At 60.9% G+C, this 16,821-nt stretch carries 20 protein-coding genes and 1 tRNA gene; 13 read left to right on the forward strand and 8 right to left on the reverse strand.

The features are described 5' to 3' along the window. Positions 1 to 5: 5 nt before the first annotated feature. Together KU43P_RS09915 and KU43P_RS09920 are read right to left on the reverse strand one after the other, a co-directional pair. Positions 6 to 272 (reverse strand): helix-turn-helix domain-containing protein, encoded by a 267-nt coding sequence (locus tag KU43P_RS09915; RefSeq protein WP_317662684.1) that lies wholly within the window; start codon positions 270 to 272, stop codon positions 6 to 8. Between the two features lie 209 nt (positions 273 to 481). Then, positions 482 to 1,438, reverse strand: a complete 957-nt coding sequence (locus KU43P_RS09920; RefSeq protein ID WP_317662686.1) for a tyrosine-type recombinase/integrase — start codon at positions 1,436 to 1,438, stop codon at positions 482 to 484. 280 nt (positions 1,439 to 1,718) lie between these two features. Between KU43P_RS09920 and KU43P_RS09925 the strand changes: the two genes are divergently transcribed. The 3 genes from KU43P_RS09925 to KU43P_RS09935 all read left to right on the forward strand — a co-directional run bounded on the left by KU43P_RS09925 (position 1,719) and on the right by KU43P_RS09935 (position 3,024). Then, positions 1,719 to 1,795, forward strand: a tRNA-Val gene (locus KU43P_RS09925). 143 nt (positions 1,796 to 1,938) lie between these two features. Then, complete coding sequence (locus tag KU43P_RS09930) at positions 1,939 to 2,511, forward strand: SPOR domain-containing protein (RefSeq protein WP_317662688.1); 573 nt, start codon at positions 1,939 to 1,941, stop codon at positions 2,509 to 2,511. Positions 2,512 to 2,598: 87 nt separating this feature from the next. Then, positions 2,599 to 3,024 (forward strand): GTP pyrophosphokinase, encoded by a 426-nt coding sequence (locus tag KU43P_RS09935; RefSeq protein ID WP_317662690.1) that lies wholly within the window; start codon positions 2,599 to 2,601, stop codon positions 3,022 to 3,024. A gap of 3 nt (positions 3,025 to 3,027) precedes the next feature. Here KU43P_RS09935 and KU43P_RS09940 read toward each other — a convergent pair whose 3' ends face one another. The 3 genes from KU43P_RS09940 to KU43P_RS09950 all read right to left on the reverse strand — a co-directional run bounded on the left by KU43P_RS09940 (position 3,028) and on the right by KU43P_RS09950 (position 5,166). Further along, positions 3,028 to 3,720, reverse strand: a complete 693-nt coding sequence (locus KU43P_RS09940) for an endonuclease I family protein (protein WP_317662692.1) — start codon at positions 3,718 to 3,720, stop codon at positions 3,028 to 3,030. Positions 3,721 to 3,726: 6 nt separating this feature from the next. Continuing rightward, positions 3,727 to 3,969 carry a DUF1654 domain-containing protein gene (locus KU43P_RS09945; RefSeq protein WP_317662693.1) on the reverse strand — a complete coding sequence of 81 codons (243 nt, stop codon included), beginning with the start codon at positions 3,967 to 3,969 and terminating at the stop codon, positions 3,727 to 3,729. 108 nt (positions 3,970 to 4,077) lie between these two features. Then, a complete protein-coding gene (locus KU43P_RS09950; protein ID WP_317662694.1) occupies positions 4,078 to 5,166 on the reverse strand; it encodes an asparaginase in 1,089 nt (362 codons plus the stop codon). A gap of 323 nt (positions 5,167 to 5,489) precedes the next feature. On the opposite strand from KU43P_RS09950, the gene KU43P_RS09955 reads away from it, so the two are divergent. The 7 genes from KU43P_RS09955 (at position 5,490) to KU43P_RS09985 (ending at position 12,432) form a co-directional block, all read left to right on the forward strand. Then, a complete protein-coding gene (locus KU43P_RS09955) occupies positions 5,490 to 6,443 on the forward strand; it encodes a sugar ABC transporter substrate-binding protein (protein ID WP_317662695.1) in 954 nt (317 codons plus the stop codon). 18 nt (positions 6,444 to 6,461) lie between these two features. Beyond that, a complete protein-coding gene (locus KU43P_RS09960) occupies positions 6,462 to 8,015 on the forward strand; it encodes a sugar ABC transporter ATP-binding protein (protein WP_317662697.1) in 1,554 nt (517 codons plus the stop codon). Next, positions 8,012 to 9,007, forward strand: coding sequence for an ABC transporter permease (locus KU43P_RS09965; RefSeq protein ID WP_317662698.1), 996 nt, complete (start codon positions 8,012 to 8,014; stop codon positions 9,005 to 9,007). Before KU43P_RS09960 ends, KU43P_RS09965 begins: the two co-directional genes overlap by 4 nt. Positions 9,008 to 9,011: 4 nt before the next feature. Next, the gene (locus KU43P_RS09970) at positions 9,012 to 10,034 is read left to right on the forward strand and encodes a LacI family DNA-binding transcriptional regulator (protein WP_317662700.1); all 1,023 of its coding nucleotides are present in this window, start codon (positions 9,012 to 9,014) and stop codon (positions 10,032 to 10,034) included. A 9-nt stretch (positions 10,035 to 10,043) separates the two neighbouring features. Then, positions 10,044 to 10,952 (forward strand): ribokinase, encoded by a 909-nt coding sequence (rbsK, locus tag KU43P_RS09975; protein WP_317662702.1) that lies wholly within the window; start codon positions 10,044 to 10,046, stop codon positions 10,950 to 10,952. Then, a complete protein-coding gene (gene rbsD / locus KU43P_RS09980) occupies positions 10,949 to 11,347 on the forward strand; it encodes a D-ribose pyranase (protein ID WP_317662704.1) in 399 nt (132 codons plus the stop codon). Before rbsK ends, rbsD begins: the two co-directional genes overlap by 4 nt. A 77-nt stretch (positions 11,348 to 11,424) precedes the next feature. Then, a complete protein-coding gene (locus KU43P_RS09985) occupies positions 11,425 to 12,432 on the forward strand; it encodes a nucleoside hydrolase (RefSeq protein ID WP_317662706.1) in 1,008 nt (335 codons plus the stop codon). On the opposite strand, the gene KU43P_RS09990 is transcribed toward KU43P_RS09985, so the two are convergent. Then, positions 12,404 to 12,616 carry a hypothetical protein gene (locus KU43P_RS09990; protein WP_317662707.1) on the reverse strand — a complete coding sequence of 71 codons (213 nt, stop codon included), beginning with the start codon at positions 12,614 to 12,616 and terminating at the stop codon, positions 12,404 to 12,406. The genes KU43P_RS09985 and KU43P_RS09990 overlap by 29 nt on opposite strands. A gap of 295 nt (positions 12,617 to 12,911) precedes the next feature. Between KU43P_RS09990 and KU43P_RS09995 the strand changes: the two genes are divergently transcribed. Continuing rightward, complete coding sequence (locus KU43P_RS09995; protein WP_317662709.1) at positions 12,912 to 13,232, forward strand: I78 family peptidase inhibitor; 321 nt, start codon at positions 12,912 to 12,914, stop codon at positions 13,230 to 13,232. Between the two features lie 86 nt (positions 13,233 to 13,318). On the opposite strand, the gene KU43P_RS10000 is transcribed toward KU43P_RS09995, so the two are convergent. After that, positions 13,319 to 13,531 (reverse strand): cold-shock protein, encoded by a 213-nt coding sequence (locus KU43P_RS10000; RefSeq protein WP_317662711.1) that lies wholly within the window; start codon positions 13,529 to 13,531, stop codon positions 13,319 to 13,321. Between the two features lie 160 nt (positions 13,532 to 13,691). Beyond that, complete coding sequence (locus KU43P_RS10005) at positions 13,692 to 13,997, reverse strand: hypothetical protein (protein WP_317662713.1); 306 nt, start codon at positions 13,995 to 13,997, stop codon at positions 13,692 to 13,694. A 327-nt stretch (positions 13,998 to 14,324) separates the two neighbouring features. Between KU43P_RS10005 and thrS the strand changes: the two genes are divergently transcribed. Together thrS and infC are read left to right on the forward strand one after the other, a co-directional pair. Further along, a complete protein-coding gene (gene thrS, locus KU43P_RS10010) occupies positions 14,325 to 16,247 on the forward strand; it encodes a threonine--tRNA ligase (protein WP_317662715.1) in 1,923 nt (640 codons plus the stop codon). Then, positions 16,247 to 16,798 (forward strand): translation initiation factor IF-3, encoded by a 552-nt coding sequence (infC, locus tag KU43P_RS10015; protein ID WP_176515932.1) that lies wholly within the window; start codon positions 16,247 to 16,249, stop codon positions 16,796 to 16,798. The genes thrS and infC overlap by 1 nt, the downstream gene beginning before the upstream one ends. The last annotated feature ends 23 nt before the right edge of the window (positions 16,799 to 16,821 follow it).

Below are 16,821 nucleotides of genomic sequence, written 5' to 3' on the forward strand. Positions count from 1 at the left end.
GTTCCTTACAGTTCGATAATTCGATATTCATTAGTGGAGTTGGGGTGTTCTTTGCTTGGGTTTTGCTCGATGAGTCCAACTTTGATAAGTCGGTTGAGTGTTCGTGCTACTGAATTACTAGACATGCCTGTTGCGCTCTCGAAAGCGGCAAGGCTAATGGCTGACCATCCGTCCTCCTTTTTCTCATTTCTAATAATGAGGTAGATCAATTTGGAGGATAGGGTATTAAGTTGTTTGTGCTGAATTTTTGCAATGTCTTCAATGGTTATCATGTTCTATGCTTTCCTTTAGGGTTTGTATTTTTTAGTTGTAATTCCTGATCGTGCTTACTGCATAACTCTCTCCCTCTCAAAATTCTATGTCTATACTAAATATACTGGTAGGGGTGAGAAACGTATACAAAAGAGGGGGTGTATTTGTTGGGATTGGAAAAAGGCCCTAGATTGATTCTCCTAAGGCCTTGGGGTTGCTAACGGTGTGCTCAGTCTATGAGGTGTAGGACGTCTTTAGCGTTGAGGTGTGAGTACCTAGCAACGGACCTTGTATCCCTATGCCCGGATACAATCATTATTTGAGCGTTATTGAATCCCTTCTTAGCTACGTTAGTGATGCGTGTGTGTCTTAACTGATGTAGCTTCACTGACTTATCAAGGCCTGCTCTGTTTCTCGCCTTCCTGACAGCCTGTGAGACGCTGTGAGGGCGTACAGTGAACAATCTACCCTTGGGTATACGCTCCGCATGAGCCAAGCATATGGCCTTCTTCAGAAGCTCTATGGCTCGTTTGGTGAGAGGTACAGACCTAGTGCCGTTCTTACCATCCACTACATCTGCAATGCGTTGTTCTAGGTGCAAGCAATTGACTGTTAGCTTGAGTATCTCGGAGCGTCTCATTGCCGTTTCATAGGCTAGCTCCGCTATGAGCGCCATGGTGGGTGTTAACTCTTTCAGCATCAGGTTCAGTTCATACGCACTGACTACCTTGTCGCTAGGCTTCGATGGCTTAGGAAGCGACACCTCAGTAACAGGGTTGGCAATGTTGATTAGGAGTTCACGCTTCGCATACTTGAAGAACCTAGACATGAACGCTAGCTGAGTCCTACAGGTGGCTGGCTTCACAGATTCCAGGCGCTTCAATTTGAAGTCGTTCACATCCTTAGGGGTGATTTGCTTGATGGGTTGTGGGAAGGCGTGAGCTAGCTGCTCAACGATTTGGATGGCATGGGCATAGCTACCCTTGCCCTTGAGAAGGGATTCACAGTAGGACATGCCTAGCGTGTAGATGGTGTGCTCTCGGTGTTGCTTGGTGACAGCCTCAAGCTTGCCAGCCCATGCTTGAGCTTCTTCCTGAGTCTTGAAGGTCTTGGACTGAGGGGGCTTACCCTTGAGTCTGACTTGAGCGTTCCAGTTACCAGATGGGAGGGAGCGAATGGTTGCCATGATGACGCCTCAAATGTGAATGGGCGTTCTCTCAAGGGCTTGATCTAGAAGGGGCGGGCCTTCGGGTTCCTCTTGTTGACATGGTGGGGGTCGTTGGTTCGAGTCCAATTGTGCCTACCAAATCCCAGAAAGGGCGATCCGAAAGGTTCGCCCTTTCTGCATTTCGGGGCTGTATCCGGCCGTTTGTAAAGCGGCTGCCCGGGTTCTGAAAGTTTTTGATTTTTTTGAAAAAAACGCTTTACAGGTGTGCATCTGATCACTAATATGCGCACCACACGACAGGCACATAGCTCAGTTGGTTAGAGCACCACCTTGACATGGTGGGGGTCGTTGGTTCGAGTCCAATTGTGCCTACCAAATCTCAGAAAGGGCGATCCGAAAGGGTCGCCTTTTTTGTTTGCCCGCACAAAAGTCTTTGTCGCAGGGTGTAACGTATGGTCGCGGTTCGGGCCATGGGGCGCCATGCTAGAATCCGCCCCTTCGAATCTGGAGGTACACGCGTGCGCAAACTGGCAGTGGTAATGGCAGTGCTGGCCCTGGCGGGCTGTGAAAACGAGGTGGAAGGTGTGCACAAGCAGGTGGCCGAGCACCTGAACAACCCCAAGACCGCCAAGTTCGGCAACGTACGGATCGACACCAAGGGCACCATTTGTGGCCAGGTGCGCGGCAAGGACGATGCCGGGCAGTACGAAGCCTACCGCAGCTATGTGGCCATCAAGGGTACTGATGGCCAGTACCAGATCATCGTCGACGACACCGGCAACAACCTGCGCATCCGCGAAATGTGCGGCGGTGCCGACTTGCAGCGTCGCGCCGAGGCTCTGGCCGGCCAGCCGGCACCTGAGGGTTGGGATGTGGAAGTGATCCAGGGCGCCAACATGGGCGCACTGAGCGACATGACCGCACGCCTGATCGAGAAGGGCATCCCGTCCTCGGTCGAATACCGCGAGGGCAAGCCGGTGGTGCTGATGGGGCCATTCCCGACCCGCGAAGAAGCCGAGGCACGCAAGGCCGAGGTCATGGCCAAGCTGGGCACGGATTCGGTGGTTATCCAGCACGGCGCCCAACGCTGACGCCAGAAGCCCGGCGCAGGCGCCCTGTCATCTGCCTCCCAGGCCGGCTATGCTTGCCTTGGGAGATGGCTGAACGGGGAGGGCCTCATGTCTACACTGGAACGGGCCATCGTAGTGGCCGCCAGAGCGCATGAAGGGCAATACGACAAGGGTGGGGCGGCGTATATTCTGCACCCCTTGCGAGTGATGATGCGGGTGTCTACGCCCGAGCAGCGGATCGTCGCTGTGCTGCACGATGTCATTGAAGACACTTCGCTTACGCTGTCCGATCTTGCGCGCGAGGGCTTCGCGCTGAAGATTCTGGCTGCCTTGCTGGCATTGAGTCGGCGTCAGGGCGAGAGCTATGAGGATTTCGTGGTGCGCCTGGGCGTCGACCCTCTGGCTCGCACCGTGAAGCTGGCCGACCTTGCGGACAACAGCGATCTTTCGCGCATTCCATGCCCTGGTCCTGCCGACCTGGCGCGGCTGGCCCGTTACCGGGAAGCCAGCGCCTACCTGCAGACGCTGCCCTGAACCTCAGCCGCAGGCCTTGAGGTTCACCGGCCCGACAAAGTCGTTGCCGCGCCCCATGACGCACGCCACCTGCTGGTTGCGTTGCTGCTCCCAGGCTTGTGGTGGGTAGGTCTTGTTCCAGGCTTCGAACAACTGACGGTCCTGTTTCGACAAGCGCAGGTTGTACTGCTTGCTCATGTAGAAATAGGTGCGCGCGATCATCCCGCGGATCGACGGGCGCGGCATCACCTTCTTGGCCTTGAAATCGACCTGGGTCAGGCAGCGGCCATATTGGCCCTGCTGCTGGGGCAGCCAGCCGAAGCTGAAGTTGCTGCGATCGCCATTGACCTCACCGATGCTGGGCACCAGGTTGTGCAGGTCGGCTTCGGCGCGATTATAGATGTCGTCGTGGCGCGAGCACTGCTTGCGCCCGCCCTCTTGCCAGCATTGGCGCTGATGGCCGATCTGCCAGGCTGGCACGATGTGCTCCCATTCGATGCGCGAGGCGCGCTGGGCGTTCTTGCGCGGTGAATAGCCGCAGGAGGCCAGGTCGACCTTGTTGCCCTTGTACTTGCAGCCGCAATAGAACTCCGTCGATTGCGGCGCGTACAGCTTCCAGGCGACCTTCTTGGCCTCCTGGAAGGTGCGGGGTGCATCGGCGAGGGCTAACGGGGTGGCGAGCAGCAGGCAGGTCGCGGCAAAAAGCGAAACTCTCATGCGCGATCAGTCTTCCTTCGGCACCGTCCAGAAAATCTGCACGCCGCCATCGTCGCGGTGGGCGAGGGTGACGTTGTCGTTCTCGGCGATTTCTTCGAGCAGGGTTTCCCAATCGTCCGGCGACTCGTGGGCCAGGCGGAAGATCAGTGCGGCGCGGCTGCGCTGGGCGGTGGGGCTGTTGATGATCTTCTGGATGCGCACACCCAGTTGTTCATAGCTGCTCGGCGTTGCGGGGGCAGTACTGGCCACGGGGCTTTTCCTTGTTTTGCTGTATGCGCATACAGTATTTCACTGTAGTATTTTTCGCAACAGCCTGTCAGGTGAAAAGCCCCGTGACGCTGGCTGGGCCTGCCGGGATCAGTATTCCCAGAAGATCCGCTGCAGCTCCTTGCTGTCCTGGGTCTTGGTCATCGCCACCATGGCCAGGATGCGCGCTTTCTGCGGGTTAAGGTCATGGGCGACGACCCAGTCGTTCTTGTCGTCAGGCTGCTCGGCGTTACGCAGTACGAAGCCGCCCTGGTTGACGTGGGAAGAACGGATGATCTGCACCCCATTCTTGCGCAGTTCCTGCAGCGCCGGTACCACCCGCGACGACACCGAGCCATTGCCAGTGCCGGCATGGATCAACGCCTTGGCGCCGTTCTGTGCCAGGGCCTTGTAAGCCGTATCGGTCACGTTGCCGTAACCGTAGGCGATGTCCACCTGGGGCAGGGCGCTGATCTGCTTGATGTCGAACTCGGAGTTGACCGTGTGACGCTTGGCCGGCAGGCGGAACCAGTAGGACTTGCCTTCCACCACCATGCCCAGCGGGCCCCAGGCGCTCTTGAAGGCTTCGGTCTTGATGTTGATCGACTTGCTCACATCGCGCCCGGACTGGATCTCGTCGTTCATGGTCACCAGCACGCCCTTGCCACGCGAATCCTTGTTGCTGGCCACGGCCACTGCGTTGTACAGGTTGAGCATGCCGTCTGCGGACATGGCGGTGCCGGGGCGCATGGAGCCGACCACCACGATGGGCTTGTCGGTCTTTTCCACCAGGTTGAGGAAGTAGGCGGTTTCTTCCAGGGTGTCGGTACCGTGGGTGATGACGATGCCGTCCACGTCATTGCTGTCGGCAAGCTCGGCCACGCGCTTGCCCAGCTTGAGCAGGTCGTCGTTGGTGATGCTTTCGGAGGCGATCTGCATCACCTGCTCGCCGCGCACGTTGGCCAGGTCGGCCAGTTCCGGTACACCAGCGATGAGCTTGTCGACGCCGAGCTTGGCGGCTTGGTAGGTGGCGCTGTTGGCCGCGCTGGCGCCTGCGCCGGCAATGGTGCCGCCGGTGGCGAGGATTACCACGTTGGCCAGCTTCTGTTGGTTTTCGACTTCCTTGGCCGAGGCCATGGAGGGCAGGATCAGCAGCAGGGCGAGTGCGCTGGGGGCAAAAGTTTTAAGTGCAGCATTCATCGTTTTTGTTCTCTCTCTTCCTATTGAGATTTTTTGGTGTTGCACGCCATGCCACGCAGTTTTCATACCACCCGGGCGCAGCCGGCTCGAAACGCCGCCGCAACACGGCTCCAATGGCTGGAGCGGTAATCCAGCCATTCGGAACTCCGAACAAGAATAGGAAAAGCTGTTCGGTTTTTCGTAAAAATCCCAGATAATCTGCGCTAGAGCGGCTAACCCCCCAAAAGCGAAACGGATTTGACAAATAGGGATCCTGTTTCCATAGTTACCCAACGCAAACGTTTGCGATCCGATAAAAACCACAAGATTCGGAGTCATCTCCCATGAAGCTGCCGTTCCCCGGTCGTCTGCTAGCGCTCGCCGTCATTTCCTCGCTGCCCCTCGTCATGCCGTTATCTGCCCATGCAGAAGACAAGCCCAAGGTCGCCTTGGTGATGAAGTCCCTGGCCAACGAGTTCTTCCGCACCATGGAAGACGGCGCCAAGGCCTATCAGAAAAAACATGCCGATGACTTCGAACTTGTGGCCAACGGCATCAAGGATGAGACCGACACCGTCAACCAGATCCGCATCGTGGAGCAGATGATCTCCACCGGCGCCAAGGCGATCATCATCGCCCCGGCCGATTCCAAAGCCCTGGTGCCCGTGGTTAAGAAGGCCATGGACGCCGGCATCACCGTGGTCAACATCGACAACCGCCTTGACCCCGACGTGCTCAAGAGCAAGAACATCAGTGTGCCCTTCGTCGGCCCCGACAACCGCAAGGGTGCGCGTCTGGTTGGTGACTACCTGGCCAAGGAAAAACTCAAGGCCGGTGACCAGGTCGGCATCATCGAAGGCGTGCCGACCACCACCAATGCCCAGCAGCGCACAGCGGGCTTCAAGGACGCCATGGACGCTGCAGGGATGAAGATCGTCTCGACGCAGTCCGGCAACTGGGAAATCGACAAGGGCAACAGCGTCGCCGCTTCGATGCTCAACGAATACCCCGACCTCAAGGCCCTGCTGGCCGGCAACGACAGCATGGCCCTGGGCGCTGTCTCGGCCGTGCGCGCTGCCGGCAAGGCCGGCCAGGTGCAAGTGGTGGGCTACGACAACATCAACGCCATCAAGCCGATGCTCAAGGATGGCCGCGTGCTCGCCACCCTCGACCAGGCCGCCAGCCAGCAGGCAGTGTTCGGCATCCAGGCGGCGCTGAAGATGCTCAAGGGCGAAAAACCGGACGTGGATGCCGACAACGTCATCCAGACCCCGGTCACCCTGATCACCAAGCCTTGACGCCCAGGAGAGATGGCCATGTCCGCTACGGCCGTTGAAGGGGTGCTGATCGCCACCGGGCTGGGCAAAAGCTACGCCCAGCCGGTGCTCGGCGACGTCAGCCTGACCCTGCGCGCCGGTGAAGTGCTGGCCCTGACTGGCGAAAACGGCGCGGGCAAGAGCACCCTGTCCAAGCTCTTCAGCGGCCTCGAAACACCCACCACCGGCCATATGCGCTACCGCGGTCAGGCCTATGCCCCCGGCAGCCGCAGCGATGCCGAGCGGCTGGGTGTGCGCATGGTGATGCAGGAACTCAACCTGCTGCCGACCCTGACCGTGGCCGAGAACCTGTTCCTCGACAACCTGCCCAGCCGTTTCGGCTGGATCAGCCAGAAGCGTCTGCGCCAGCTGGCCACGGCCGCCATGGCCCAGGTCGGCCTCGACGCCATCGACCCGGATACCCCGGTTGGCGAACTGGGCATCGGCCACCAGCAGATGGTCGAGATCGCCCGCAACCTGATCGGCGACTGCCATGTGCTGATCTTCGACGAACCCACGGCCATGCTCACCGCCCGCGAGGTGGAGCTGCTGTTCGTGCAGATCGAGCGCCTGCGTCAGCGCGGCGTGGCCATCGTCTACATATCCCATCGCCTCGAAGAATTGCAGCGTGTTGCCCAGCGCATCGTCGTGCTGCGCGACGGCAAGCTGGTGTGTGATGAGCCGATCCAGCGATACAGCAGCAACGAGCTGGTCAACCTGATGGTGGGCCGCGAGCTGGGTGAACACATCGACCTGGGCCGGCGCACGATCGGGGCGCCGCTGCTCAAGGTCGAGCACCTGTGCCGCGGCGACAAGGTGCGCGACGTGTCGCTGCAAGTCAGGGCAGGGGAGATCTTTGGTATCTCCGGGCTAATCGGCGCTGGGCGCACCGAACTGCTGCGGCTGATCTTCGGCGCCGACCGCGCCGACAGCGGCAGCATTGCCCTGGGCCAGCCGCTGCGGGAGGTGACCATCGATTCGCCCAAGGCCGCAGTCAAGGCTGGCATCGCCCTGATTACCGAAGACCGCAAGGGCGAGGGCCTGCTGCTGTCGCAATCGATCAGCGCAAACATCGCCCTGGGCAATCTCGGCGCCGTGTCGCGCGCCGGGGTGCTCAATGGCGTTGCCGAGCGGGCGCTCGCCGATCGGCAGATTGCGGCCATGCGCATTCGCAGTGCCAGCGCTGCCCAGGCGGTCGGCGAGCTGTCGGGCGGCAACCAGCAAAAAGTGGTGATCGGCCGCTGGCTGGAGCGTGATTGCCAGGTGCTTTTGTTCGACGAGCCGACCCGCGGCATAGACGTGGGCGCCAAGTTCGACATCTATGGCCTGCTGGCCGAACTGGCGCGCCAGGGCAAGGCGCTGGTGGTGGTGTCCAGCGACCTGCGCGAGCTGATGCTGATCTGCGACCGCATCGCCGTGCTCAGTGCCGGCCGCCTGATCGATACCTTCGAGCGCGACCATTGGAGCCAGGACCAGCTGCTCGCTGCCGCCTTCGCTGGCTACCAGAAACGTGACGCCTTGCTGCACGACGCAGCACCCAGGATGGATGCATGAAAACCACACCCCTCGAAACCTCCGGCAGTACGACCCCGCGCCGCAGCGGCACCTACTTCGGCCTTGGCACCTATCTGGGCCTGGCCGGCGCCTTGTTGGCGATGATCGTGCTGTTTTCGCTGCTCAGCAGCCACTTCTGGTCCTACGCCACCTTCAGCACCCTGGCCAACCAGATCCCCGACCTGATGGTGCTGGCCGTGGGCATGACCTTCGTGCTGATCATCGGCGGCATCGACCTCTCGGTCGGCTCGGTGCTGGCCCTGGCGGCGTCCACGGTCAGCGTGGCGATCCTCGGTTGGGGCTGGGGTGTGCTGCCGTCCGCCTTGCTCGGTATGGCGGTCGCGGCCCTGGCCGGCAGCGTCACCGGCGCGGTCACCGTGGCCTGGCGTATTCCGACGTTCATCGTTTCCCTGGGTGTGCTGGAAATGGCCCGAGGCCTGGCCTATCAGTTCACCGACTCGCGCACCGCCTACATCGGCGATGCCTATGCCTGGTTTTCCAACCCGATCGCCTTCGGCATCTCGCCGGCCTTCATCATTGCCTTGCTGGTGATCGTCTTCGCTCAACTGGTGCTGACCCGCACCGTGTTCGGCCGCTACCTGATCGGCATCGGCACCAACGAAGAGGCCGTGCGCCTGGCCGGTATCGACCCGCGCCCGTACAAGGTGCTGGTGTTCGCCCTGATGGGCCTGCTGGCGGGCCTGGCGGCGCTGTTCCAGATTTCCCGGCTGGAAGCCGCCGACCCCAACGCCGGCGCTGGCCTTGAATTGCAGGTGATCGCCGCGGTGGTCATCGGCGGCACCAGCCTGATGGGCGGGCGCGGATCGGTCATCAGTACCTTCTTCGGTGTGCTGATCATTTCCGTGCTGGCCGCAGGCCTGGCGCAGATCGGCGCATCGGAACCCACCAAACGCATCATCACCGGGGCGGTCATCGTGATCGCCGTGGTGCTCGACACTTATCGCAGCCGGCGCTCGAACCGGCGGAACTGAAAACATGGCAACCATCAAAGACGTCGCTGCACTTGCGGGTATTTCCTACACCACCGTTTCACATGTCCTGAACAAGACCCGCCCCGTCAGTGAGCAGGTGAGGCTCAAGGTCGAAGCGGCCATCGCCGAGCTTGACTACGTGCCCAGCGCCGTGGCGCGTTCACTCAAGGCGCGCAGCACGGCCACCATCGGTTTGCTGGTGCCCAATAGCGTCAACCCCTATTTCGCCGAGCTGGCGCGCGGCATTGAGGATGCCTGCGAGCGCAACGGCTATTGCGTGATCCTGTGCAACTCCGACGACAACCCGCAAAAGCAGCGCAGCTACCTGCGCGTGCTGTTGGAAAAACGTATCGATGGCCTGGTGGTCGCGTCGGTAGGTGAAGACAGCGACCTGCTGCAGAGCCTGGCCTGCGTGCGCACGCCCATGGTCATCGTCGACCGCGAGTTGGAGGGCGTGGAGGCCGACCTGGTGCGCATCGACCATGAGCATGGCGCGTACCTGGCGACCTGCCATCTGCTCGAACTGGGACATCGCGACATCGCCTACATCGGCGGCCCGGCTGAAACCGGTGTCAGCCAACTGCGCCTGGCCGGTTTCCGGCGTGCGCTGGCCGAGGCGCAGGTCGAAGTGCAGAGCGGCAATGTGCTGCATTGCGACTTCACCAGCCCGGGCGGCCATGCGGCTGCTGCGCAGTTGCTCGATGGCCGGCGACCCACGGCGATCTTCGCCGGCAACGACATGATCGGCTTCGGCGTGCTGCGTGCGGCGGCCGAGCGCAACATCAGCGTACCGGGCGAGCTGTCGGTGATCGGTTTCGACGACATCGAGCTGAGCCGTTACGTGTACCCGCCGTTGACCACGGTCGGCCAGTCGATTCGCGAGCTGGGCGAAAACGCTGCGGCGCTGCTGCTGTCGCGTATCGCCACGCCGCGCCGGGAGGCGGCCGAGCAGCGCATCGTCGCCCCGCGCATCGTCTTGCGTGAATCCACCGGGCCGCGCCCAGACTTGTTCAATGATTACCGCTAAGGAATCGTCATGAGTGCCAAGGTGCTGGTGGTCGGTAGCCTCAACATGGACCTGGTGGCCCGCGCCGAGCGGCTGCCGCGGCCGGGGGAGACATTGGCGGGAGAAAGCTTCTTCACAGTGCCCGGTGGCAAAGGGGCCAACCAGGCGGTGGCGGTGGCGCGCCTGGGCGCCAGCGTGGCCATGGTCGGCAACGTGGGCGATGATGCTTATGGCCTTCAATTGCGCCAGGCCCTGGAGGTGGAGGGCATCGATTGCCAGGCGGTTGGTGTGTGCCCGGGTGTGTCCAGTGGCGTGGCGCTGATTACCGTGGATGCGGCCAGCCAGAACTGCATCGTCATCATTCCCGGCGGCAATGGCCTGCTGACGCCTGAGGCGGTGCAGCGGTTCGATGGGTTGCTGCAGGTCGCCGAGGTGGTCGTCTGCCAGCTCGAAGTGCCTGCCGCCACCGTGGCCTGGGTGCTGTCCAGGGGGCGTGAGCTGGGCAAGCGTGTGATTCTCAACCCGGCGCCGGTCACCGGCCCGCTGCCGGCCGAGTGGTTCGCCAACATCGACTACCTGATCCCCAATGAGCACGAGGCCGAGGCGCTGACGGGCGAGCCGGTGCGCGACCTGGACAGTGCCCGTCGCGCCGCTGAGCGCCTGCTGCAGTTGGGTGCAGGCAAGGTCATCGTCACCCTGGGCGCGCAGGGCGCGCTGTTCGTCACCCCTGATGGCAGCCGGCACTTCCCGGCGCCGCAGGTCAAGCCGCTGGATACCACGGCAGCGGGCGATACCTTCGTCGGCGGCTTTGCCGCAGCGCTGGTGCAGGGCAAGGAGGAGGGCGAGGCGATCGCGTTCGGCCAGCGCGCCGCCGCGTTGTCCGTTACCCGTGCCGGTGCTCAACCCTCGATCCCTTTCCTGGCGGAGCTGACCCCATGAAAAAGACCGCGCTGCTCAATGTGGCCTTGTCGCGCACCATTGCCGGCATGGGCCATGGCGACATCCTGGTGATCGGCGATGCCGGGCTTCCGGTGCCGCCGGGTGTCGAGCTGATCGACCTGGCGTTGACGCCAGGTATCCCGGACTTTGCCAGCGTGTTGCGGGCGGTGCTCAGTGAGCTGCAGGTAGAGCGCCATGTGCTGGCTGAAGAAATGCAAAAGGTCGTGCCGCCGGCGCTGGTAGAGATCGAGCGCTTGAAGGCCAAGCTCGGCAAGCGCGAATGGCTGAGCCATGAAGCATTCAAGGTGTTGTCGCGCAATGCCCGTGCCGTGGTGCGCACCGGCGAGTGTCAGCCCTATAGCAACATCGCCCTGATCTCCGGCGTCACCTTCTAGGCTCCCGTAGGAGCGGATTCATCCGCGATTGGGCCGCAAAGCGGCCCCGCCCGATCCAAAGGCAACAGGAGTGCCCCATGCTCAAGCCCCTGCTACAAGGACTCACCCTCATGGCCGCAGCCGCCACCACCACCCTCCAGGCCGCCCCCCGCGAGCTGATCATCGACACCGACCCCGGCGCCGACGACGTGGTCGCACTGTTCCTCGCCATGGCCTCCCCGGACGAGCTCAACATCCGCGCCATCACCACCGTGGCCGGCAACGTGCGCCTCGACAAGACCTCGCGCAACGCCCGCCTGGCCCGCGAGTGGGCAGGCCGTGAAGACATCCCGGTGTACGCCGGGGCAGGGCGCCCGCTGGTGCGCACGCCTATCTACGCCGCCGAAGTGCATGGCGAAGAAGGCCTGACCGGTGTGCAGGTGCATGAGCCCAAGCAGCCCCTGGCCCAAGGCAATGCGGTGCAGTACCTGGTCGATACCCTGGGCACCGCCAAACCGCAGAGCATCACCCTGGCCATGCTCGGCCCGCAGACCAACCTGGCCCTGGCACTCACCCAGAAGCCGGAAATCGCCAAAGGCATCAAGGAAGTGATCGTGATGGGTGGCGCCCACTTCAATGGTGGCAACATCACCCCGGTAGCCGAATTCAACCTGTTCGCCGACCCGCACGCCGCCGAGGTGGTGCTGGCCAGTGGCGTGCCACTGACCTACCTGCCCCTGGATGTCACCCACAAGATGCTGACCAGCGACGCACGCCTCAAGCAACTCGCCGCGGTCAACAACCACGCCAGCCAGTTGGTGGTGGACATTCTCAACGCCTACATCAAGCACGATATGGACCAGTACGGCCTACCCGGCGGCCCGGTGCATGACGCCAGCGTTATCGCCTACCTACTCAAACCCGAGCTGTTCAGCGGCCGGCGCATCCACGTGAGCGTCGACAGCCGCGAAGGCCCGACCTTCGGCCAGACCGTCGCCGACTGGTACGGCGTGCTCAAGCGGCCGGCCAACGTGATGTGGGTGGCGGAGGGTGACGCTCAGGGCTTCTTCGACCTGCTCAGCGCGCGCCTGGCTCGATTGCAATAGCCGTGTGCGGCGCGTAGCGCTCGAACACCTGATCGATGAAGCTGCGCGCCGCTTCGCCGCCGCGGTCGCGCACCAGCAGGTCGATGGCGATCAGCAGCAATTCTTCGGGCGTGCCGGGGCTGTAGGCGCTCTGGCCTTCGGCCCACTTGACCTTGATATCGGCGTCGATGCTATGGCTGCTCATGAAAGGCTCTCACTGGGGGCCCGGTGCGGAAGGGCGAACACCTGACCCTGGTGTTCGAAGAAGGCATTGTGCCTTCACTTCTTAAAGTAAATCATGACATTGCGTCAATGGCTTTCGCCTCCAAGCATAAAAAGCTTCACGCCTTAAACCAAGCGGCTTGTGACAAACGCTGCAAAATTCGGTGACGATTGCCTTTCGTCTGACGTGCCGAGTTCAGGCAGACTTGGGCGTTTTGCAACGAATGGCTGGTGGAGCTGTCCGATCAGGCAGTTCCCAGATCGATTTAGGAGGATTCATGTTCCAAACTCGCGCTTCCCTGGCAACCTTGCTGGTGGCTGTTGTGCTCGCTGGTTGCAGCACGGGTGGTAACTCGGGTGGTAGCAAGGAGCCATCTGTTCCTGCCAGCAACGATGGCCGTTGCGAGGCCAGTGGTGCCGACTTCGCTATCGGCAAGCCGGCCAGTGCCGACCTGCTCGAGCAGGCGCGCAAGGGCAGTGGCTCGCAGATGGCGCGTATCCTCAAGCCGCATGATGTGGTGACCCTGGAATACCGCTCCGAGCGTTTGAACCTGAACGTGGACGAGCGTGGTGTGGTGACTCGGGTCAACTGCGGTTGATCGCACTGGCCTCATCGCCGGCAATGACAAAGCTCAAGCCATAAAAAAACCCGCCACGAAGGCGGGTTTTTTTTACAGCTTCCGAATTACTCCGGACGAACCTGTGCAGCCTGCATGCCCTTCTGGCCGCGCTCGGCGACGAAGGAAACAACCTGGCCTTCTTTCAGGCTCTTGAAGCCGTCGGATTCGATGGCCTTGAAGTGTACGAACAGGTCGTCGCCGCCGCCTGCTGGGGTGATGAAGCCGTAGCCTTTCTCATCATTGAACCATTTGACGGTGCCTTGTTGGCGATTGGACATGGGGTGAATCTCCAGTACATTTTGATTTTTTCGGTGGTGCAATGTGGCCGAGGCTACGGAGCACGGGGAACATCATAGTCTAATTCTGCGGATGTGGCGCCTTTTACCTTCGCAGGATATTGATCCAGGCCAAATGATGCGTGGTGAACGGCTGCCAGCCTCAGGATTTAGGTGTGCAGGCCTGGCGCACGGCGGTCTGGGCGCGCTGCATCAGTTTGGCATCAACGCCATCCTTGCTGTCCAGGTCCGCGATCTCTGCGGTGGTAAAATTCTTTTCGATAGCTTCTGCTCCGCACTTGCAGTGCTTGTCTGCCGATTTGGCGTCCAGGCCCTGGCCGGTGGCTGCTTGAGTGCATTGGCTCATGTAGTTGGCTTTTGCCCCGGAAGGGAATTCGCCCGCGTGTGCACCGAGCGGTAGCAGCAGGGCGCCGGCGGCGGCAAGGGCCAGAAGAGACTGAACTCGCATAACCAGTTACTCCTTGGGTTAAGGTCTCATCAAGAGTAGGTTGCTTCCCAAAATCTGATAGGGATTTTTCTGCGTTAGTTCACCGTAAAAGCGCAATTTCCAAATATTTCTGCCTGCTGCGCAACCCGCGTGCTAGCATGCTCGGCTTGCAGCTATATACCTGCAGCTATCTTTTTACCTTCCAGTCACTCAGGTCCCCCTGGCAAGCCGAAAGGCTTCTGCCACTGTGAGGCAGGCTTCCCCAAGGGAAGGCAGGTCGGATCTTGTACTGGCTCATCCCAACCCACGTGACCTTTGGTAGGGGTCACCACTAGGAGAGGAGGCGCCATGCCCGTTATTACTCTTCCCGATGGCAGCCAACGCGCGTTCGATCACGCCGTTTCCGTAGCCGATGTTGCCGCGTCGATCGGTGCAGGTCTGGCAAAAGCCACCCTGGCCGGCAAGGTCGATGGCAAACTGGTCGATGCCTGCGACCTGATCACCCACGACGCCAAGCTGCAGATCATCACCCCTAAAGATGAAGAGGGACTGGAGATCATCCGTCACTCGTGCGCCCACCTGATCGGCCACGCGGTGAAGCAGCTGTACCCGACCGCCAAGATGGTCATCGGCCCGGTCATCGACGAAGGCTTCTACTACGACATCGCCTACGAGCGCCCCTTCACCCCTGAAGACCTGGCCGCCATCGAAAAGCGCATGCAGCAGCTGATCGAGAAGGACTACGACGTCGTCAAGAAGATGACCCCGCGCGCCGAAGTCATCGATGTGTTCAAGACCCGTGGCGAAGACTACAAGCTGCGCCTGGTCGAAGACATGCCGGACGAACAGGCCATGGGCCTGTACTACCACGAAGAATACGTCGACATGTGCCGTGGCCCGCACGTGCCGAACACCCGCTTCCTCAAGGCATTCAAGCTGACCAAGCTGTCCGGCGCCTACTGGCGCGGCGATGCCAAGAACGAGCAGCTGCAACGCGTGTATGGCACCGCCTGGGCCGACAAGAAGCAGCTGGCCGCCTACATCCAGCGCATCGAAGAAGCCGAAAAGCGCGACCACCGCAAGATCGGCAAGCAGCTCGACCTCTTCCATTTGCAGGAAGAAGCCCCGGGCATGGTGTTCTGGCACGCCAACGGCTGGACGGTCTATCAGGTACTCGAGCAGTACATGCGCAAGATCCAGCGCGAGAACGGCTACCAGGAAATCAAGACGCCGCAGGTTGTCGACCGCATTCTCTGGGAGCGTTCCGGCCACTGGTCCAACTATGCCGAGAACATGTTCACCACTTCATCGGAAAGCCGCGACTTCGCGGTAAAGCCGATGAACTGCCCATGCCACGTGCAGGTGTTCAACCAGGGCCTGAAGAGCTACCGCGACCTGCCTCTGCGCCTGGCCGAGTTCGGTGCCTGCCACCGTAACGAGCCGTCCGGCGCCCTGCACGGCATCATGCGCGTGCGTGGCTTCGTGCAGGACGACGCGCATATCTTCTGCACCGAAGATCAGGTGAAGAAGGAAGCGGCCGACTTCATCAAACTGACCCTGGACGTGTACAAGGACTTCGGTTTCACCGACGTGGCCATGAAGTTGTCCACCCGTCCGGCCAAGCGTGTCGGTTCCGAAGAGCTGTGGGACCGTGCCGAAGGCGCACTGGCCGACGCTCTGAACGAATCGGGCCTGGAGTGGGAGTACCAGCCGGGCGAGGGCGCGTTCTACGGCCCGAAGATCGAGTTCACCCTGCGCGACTGCCTGGGCCGTAACTGGCAGTGCGGCACCCTGCAGTACGACCCGAACCTGCCCGAGCGGCTGGACGCCAGCTACATTGCCGAAGACAACGCGCGCAAGCGCCCGGTGATGCTGCACCGCGCCATCCTCGGTTCGTTCGAGCGCTTCATCGGCATGCTCATCGAGCATTACGCAGGCGTGTTCCCAGCGTGGCTGGCACCGACCCAGGCGGTGATCATGAACATCACCGACAAACAGGCCGATTTCGCCCTCGAGGTTGAGAAATCTCTGAACGGTAGCGGTTTCCGTGCCAAGTCGGACTTGAGAAATGAGAAGATCGGCTTTAAAATCCGCGAGCATACTTTGCTCAAGGTCCCGTACCTTTTGGTTATAGGGGATCGCGAAGTCGAAACGCAAACCGTCGCTGTGCGTACTCGCGAAGGCGCAGACTTGGGCTCCATGCCCGTCGCCCAGTTCGCTGAGCTCCTGACACAAGCGGTTTCCCGGCGTGGTCGCCAAGAATCGGAGTAATGACTATTAAGCGTGAAATGAGAAACGATAAGCGTGCTGCACCGAAGGCCCCGATCAACGAGAATATCTCGGCCCGCGAGGTTCGGTTAATTGGCGCAGACGGCGAGCAGGTTGGCATCGTCTCGATTGATGAAGCGCTGCGTATCGCTGATGAAGCGAAGCTGGACCTGGTAGAAATCTCTGCAGACGCGGTACCACCGGTCTGCAAGGTCATGGACTACGGCAAGCACCTCTTCGAGAAGAAGAAGCAGGCTAACGAAGCCAAGAAGAACCAGAAGCAGATCCAGATTAAAGAAATCAAGTTTCGTCCAGGGACGGAGGAAGGGGATTACCAGGTAAAACTACGCAACCTGGTACGTTTCCTTACTGATGGGGACAAGGCCAAGATCTCTCTGAGATTCCGTGGCCGTGAGATGGCTCACCAGGAGCTGGGCATGGAGCTGTTGAAGCGGGTCGAAGCTGACCTCGCCGAATACGGCGCCGTTGAGCAGCATCCGAAGATGGAAGGACGCCAGCTTATGATGGTCATCGCCCCCAAGAAAAAGAAGTAATCTCCCGGGCACGGCAGGCCTGA

The organism is Pseudomonas sp. KU43P (assembly GCF_033095865.1).
Lineage (GTDB): Bacteria > Pseudomonadota > Gammaproteobacteria > Pseudomonadales > Pseudomonadaceae > Aquipseudomonas.

Bases quoted from the DNA above. Each gene is read 5' to 3' on its own strand.
- KU43P_RS09965 (WP_317662698.1), top strand. From the start codon at position 8,012: ATGAAAACCACACCCCTCGAAACCTCCGGCAGTACGACCCCGCGCCGC.
- KU43P_RS09940 (WP_317662692.1), bottom strand. From the start codon at position 3,720: ATGAGAGTTTCGCTTTTTGCCGCGACCTGCCTGCTGCTCGCCACCCCG.
- rbsD (WP_317662704.1), top strand. From the start codon at position 10,949: ATGAAAAAGACCGCGCTGCTCAATGTGGCCTTGTCGCGCACCATTGCC.
- rbsK (WP_317662702.1), top strand. From the start codon at position 10,044: ATGAGTGCCAAGGTGCTGGTGGTCGGTAGCCTCAACATGGACCTGGTG.
- KU43P_RS09990 (WP_317662707.1), bottom strand. From the start codon at position 12,616: ATGAGCAGCCATAGCATCGACGCCGATATCAAGGTCAAGTGGGCCGAA.
- KU43P_RS09960 (WP_317662697.1), top strand. From the start codon at position 6,462: ATGTCCGCTACGGCCGTTGAAGGGGTGCTGATCGCCACCGGGCTGGGC.
- KU43P_RS09935 (WP_317662690.1), top strand. From the start codon at position 2,599: ATGTCTACACTGGAACGGGCCATCGTAGTGGCCGCCAGAGCGCATGAA.
- KU43P_RS09995 (WP_317662709.1), top strand. From the start codon at position 12,912: ATGTTCCAAACTCGCGCTTCCCTGGCAACCTTGCTGGTGGCTGTTGTG.
- thrS (WP_317662715.1), top strand. From the start codon at position 14,325: ATGCCCGTTATTACTCTTCCCGATGGCAGCCAACGCGCGTTCGATCAC.
- KU43P_RS09985 (WP_317662706.1), top strand. From the start codon at position 11,425: ATGCTCAAGCCCCTGCTACAAGGACTCACCCTCATGGCCGCAGCCGCC.
- KU43P_RS09915 (WP_317662684.1), bottom strand. From the start codon at position 272: ATGATAACCATTGAAGACATTGCAAAAATTCAGCACAAACAACTTAAT.
- KU43P_RS09970 (WP_317662700.1), top strand. From the start codon at position 9,012: ATGGCAACCATCAAAGACGTCGCTGCACTTGCGGGTATTTCCTACACC.
- KU43P_RS10005 (WP_317662713.1), bottom strand. From the start codon at position 13,997: ATGCGAGTTCAGTCTCTTCTGGCCCTTGCCGCCGCCGGCGCCCTGCTG.
- KU43P_RS09920 (WP_317662686.1), bottom strand. From the start codon at position 1,438: ATGGCAACCATTCGCTCCCTCCCATCTGGTAACTGGAACGCTCAAGTC.
- infC (WP_176515932.1), top strand. From the start codon at position 16,247: ATGACTATTAAGCGTGAAATGAGAAACGATAAGCGTGCTGCACCGAAG.
- KU43P_RS10000 (WP_317662711.1), bottom strand. From the start codon at position 13,531: ATGTCCAATCGCCAACAAGGCACCGTCAAATGGTTCAATGATGAGAAA.
- KU43P_RS09950 (WP_317662694.1), bottom strand. From the start codon at position 5,166: ATGAATGCTGCACTTAAAACTTTTGCCCCCAGCGCACTCGCCCTGCTG.
- KU43P_RS09955 (WP_317662695.1), top strand. From the start codon at position 5,490: ATGAAGCTGCCGTTCCCCGGTCGTCTGCTAGCGCTCGCCGTCATTTCC.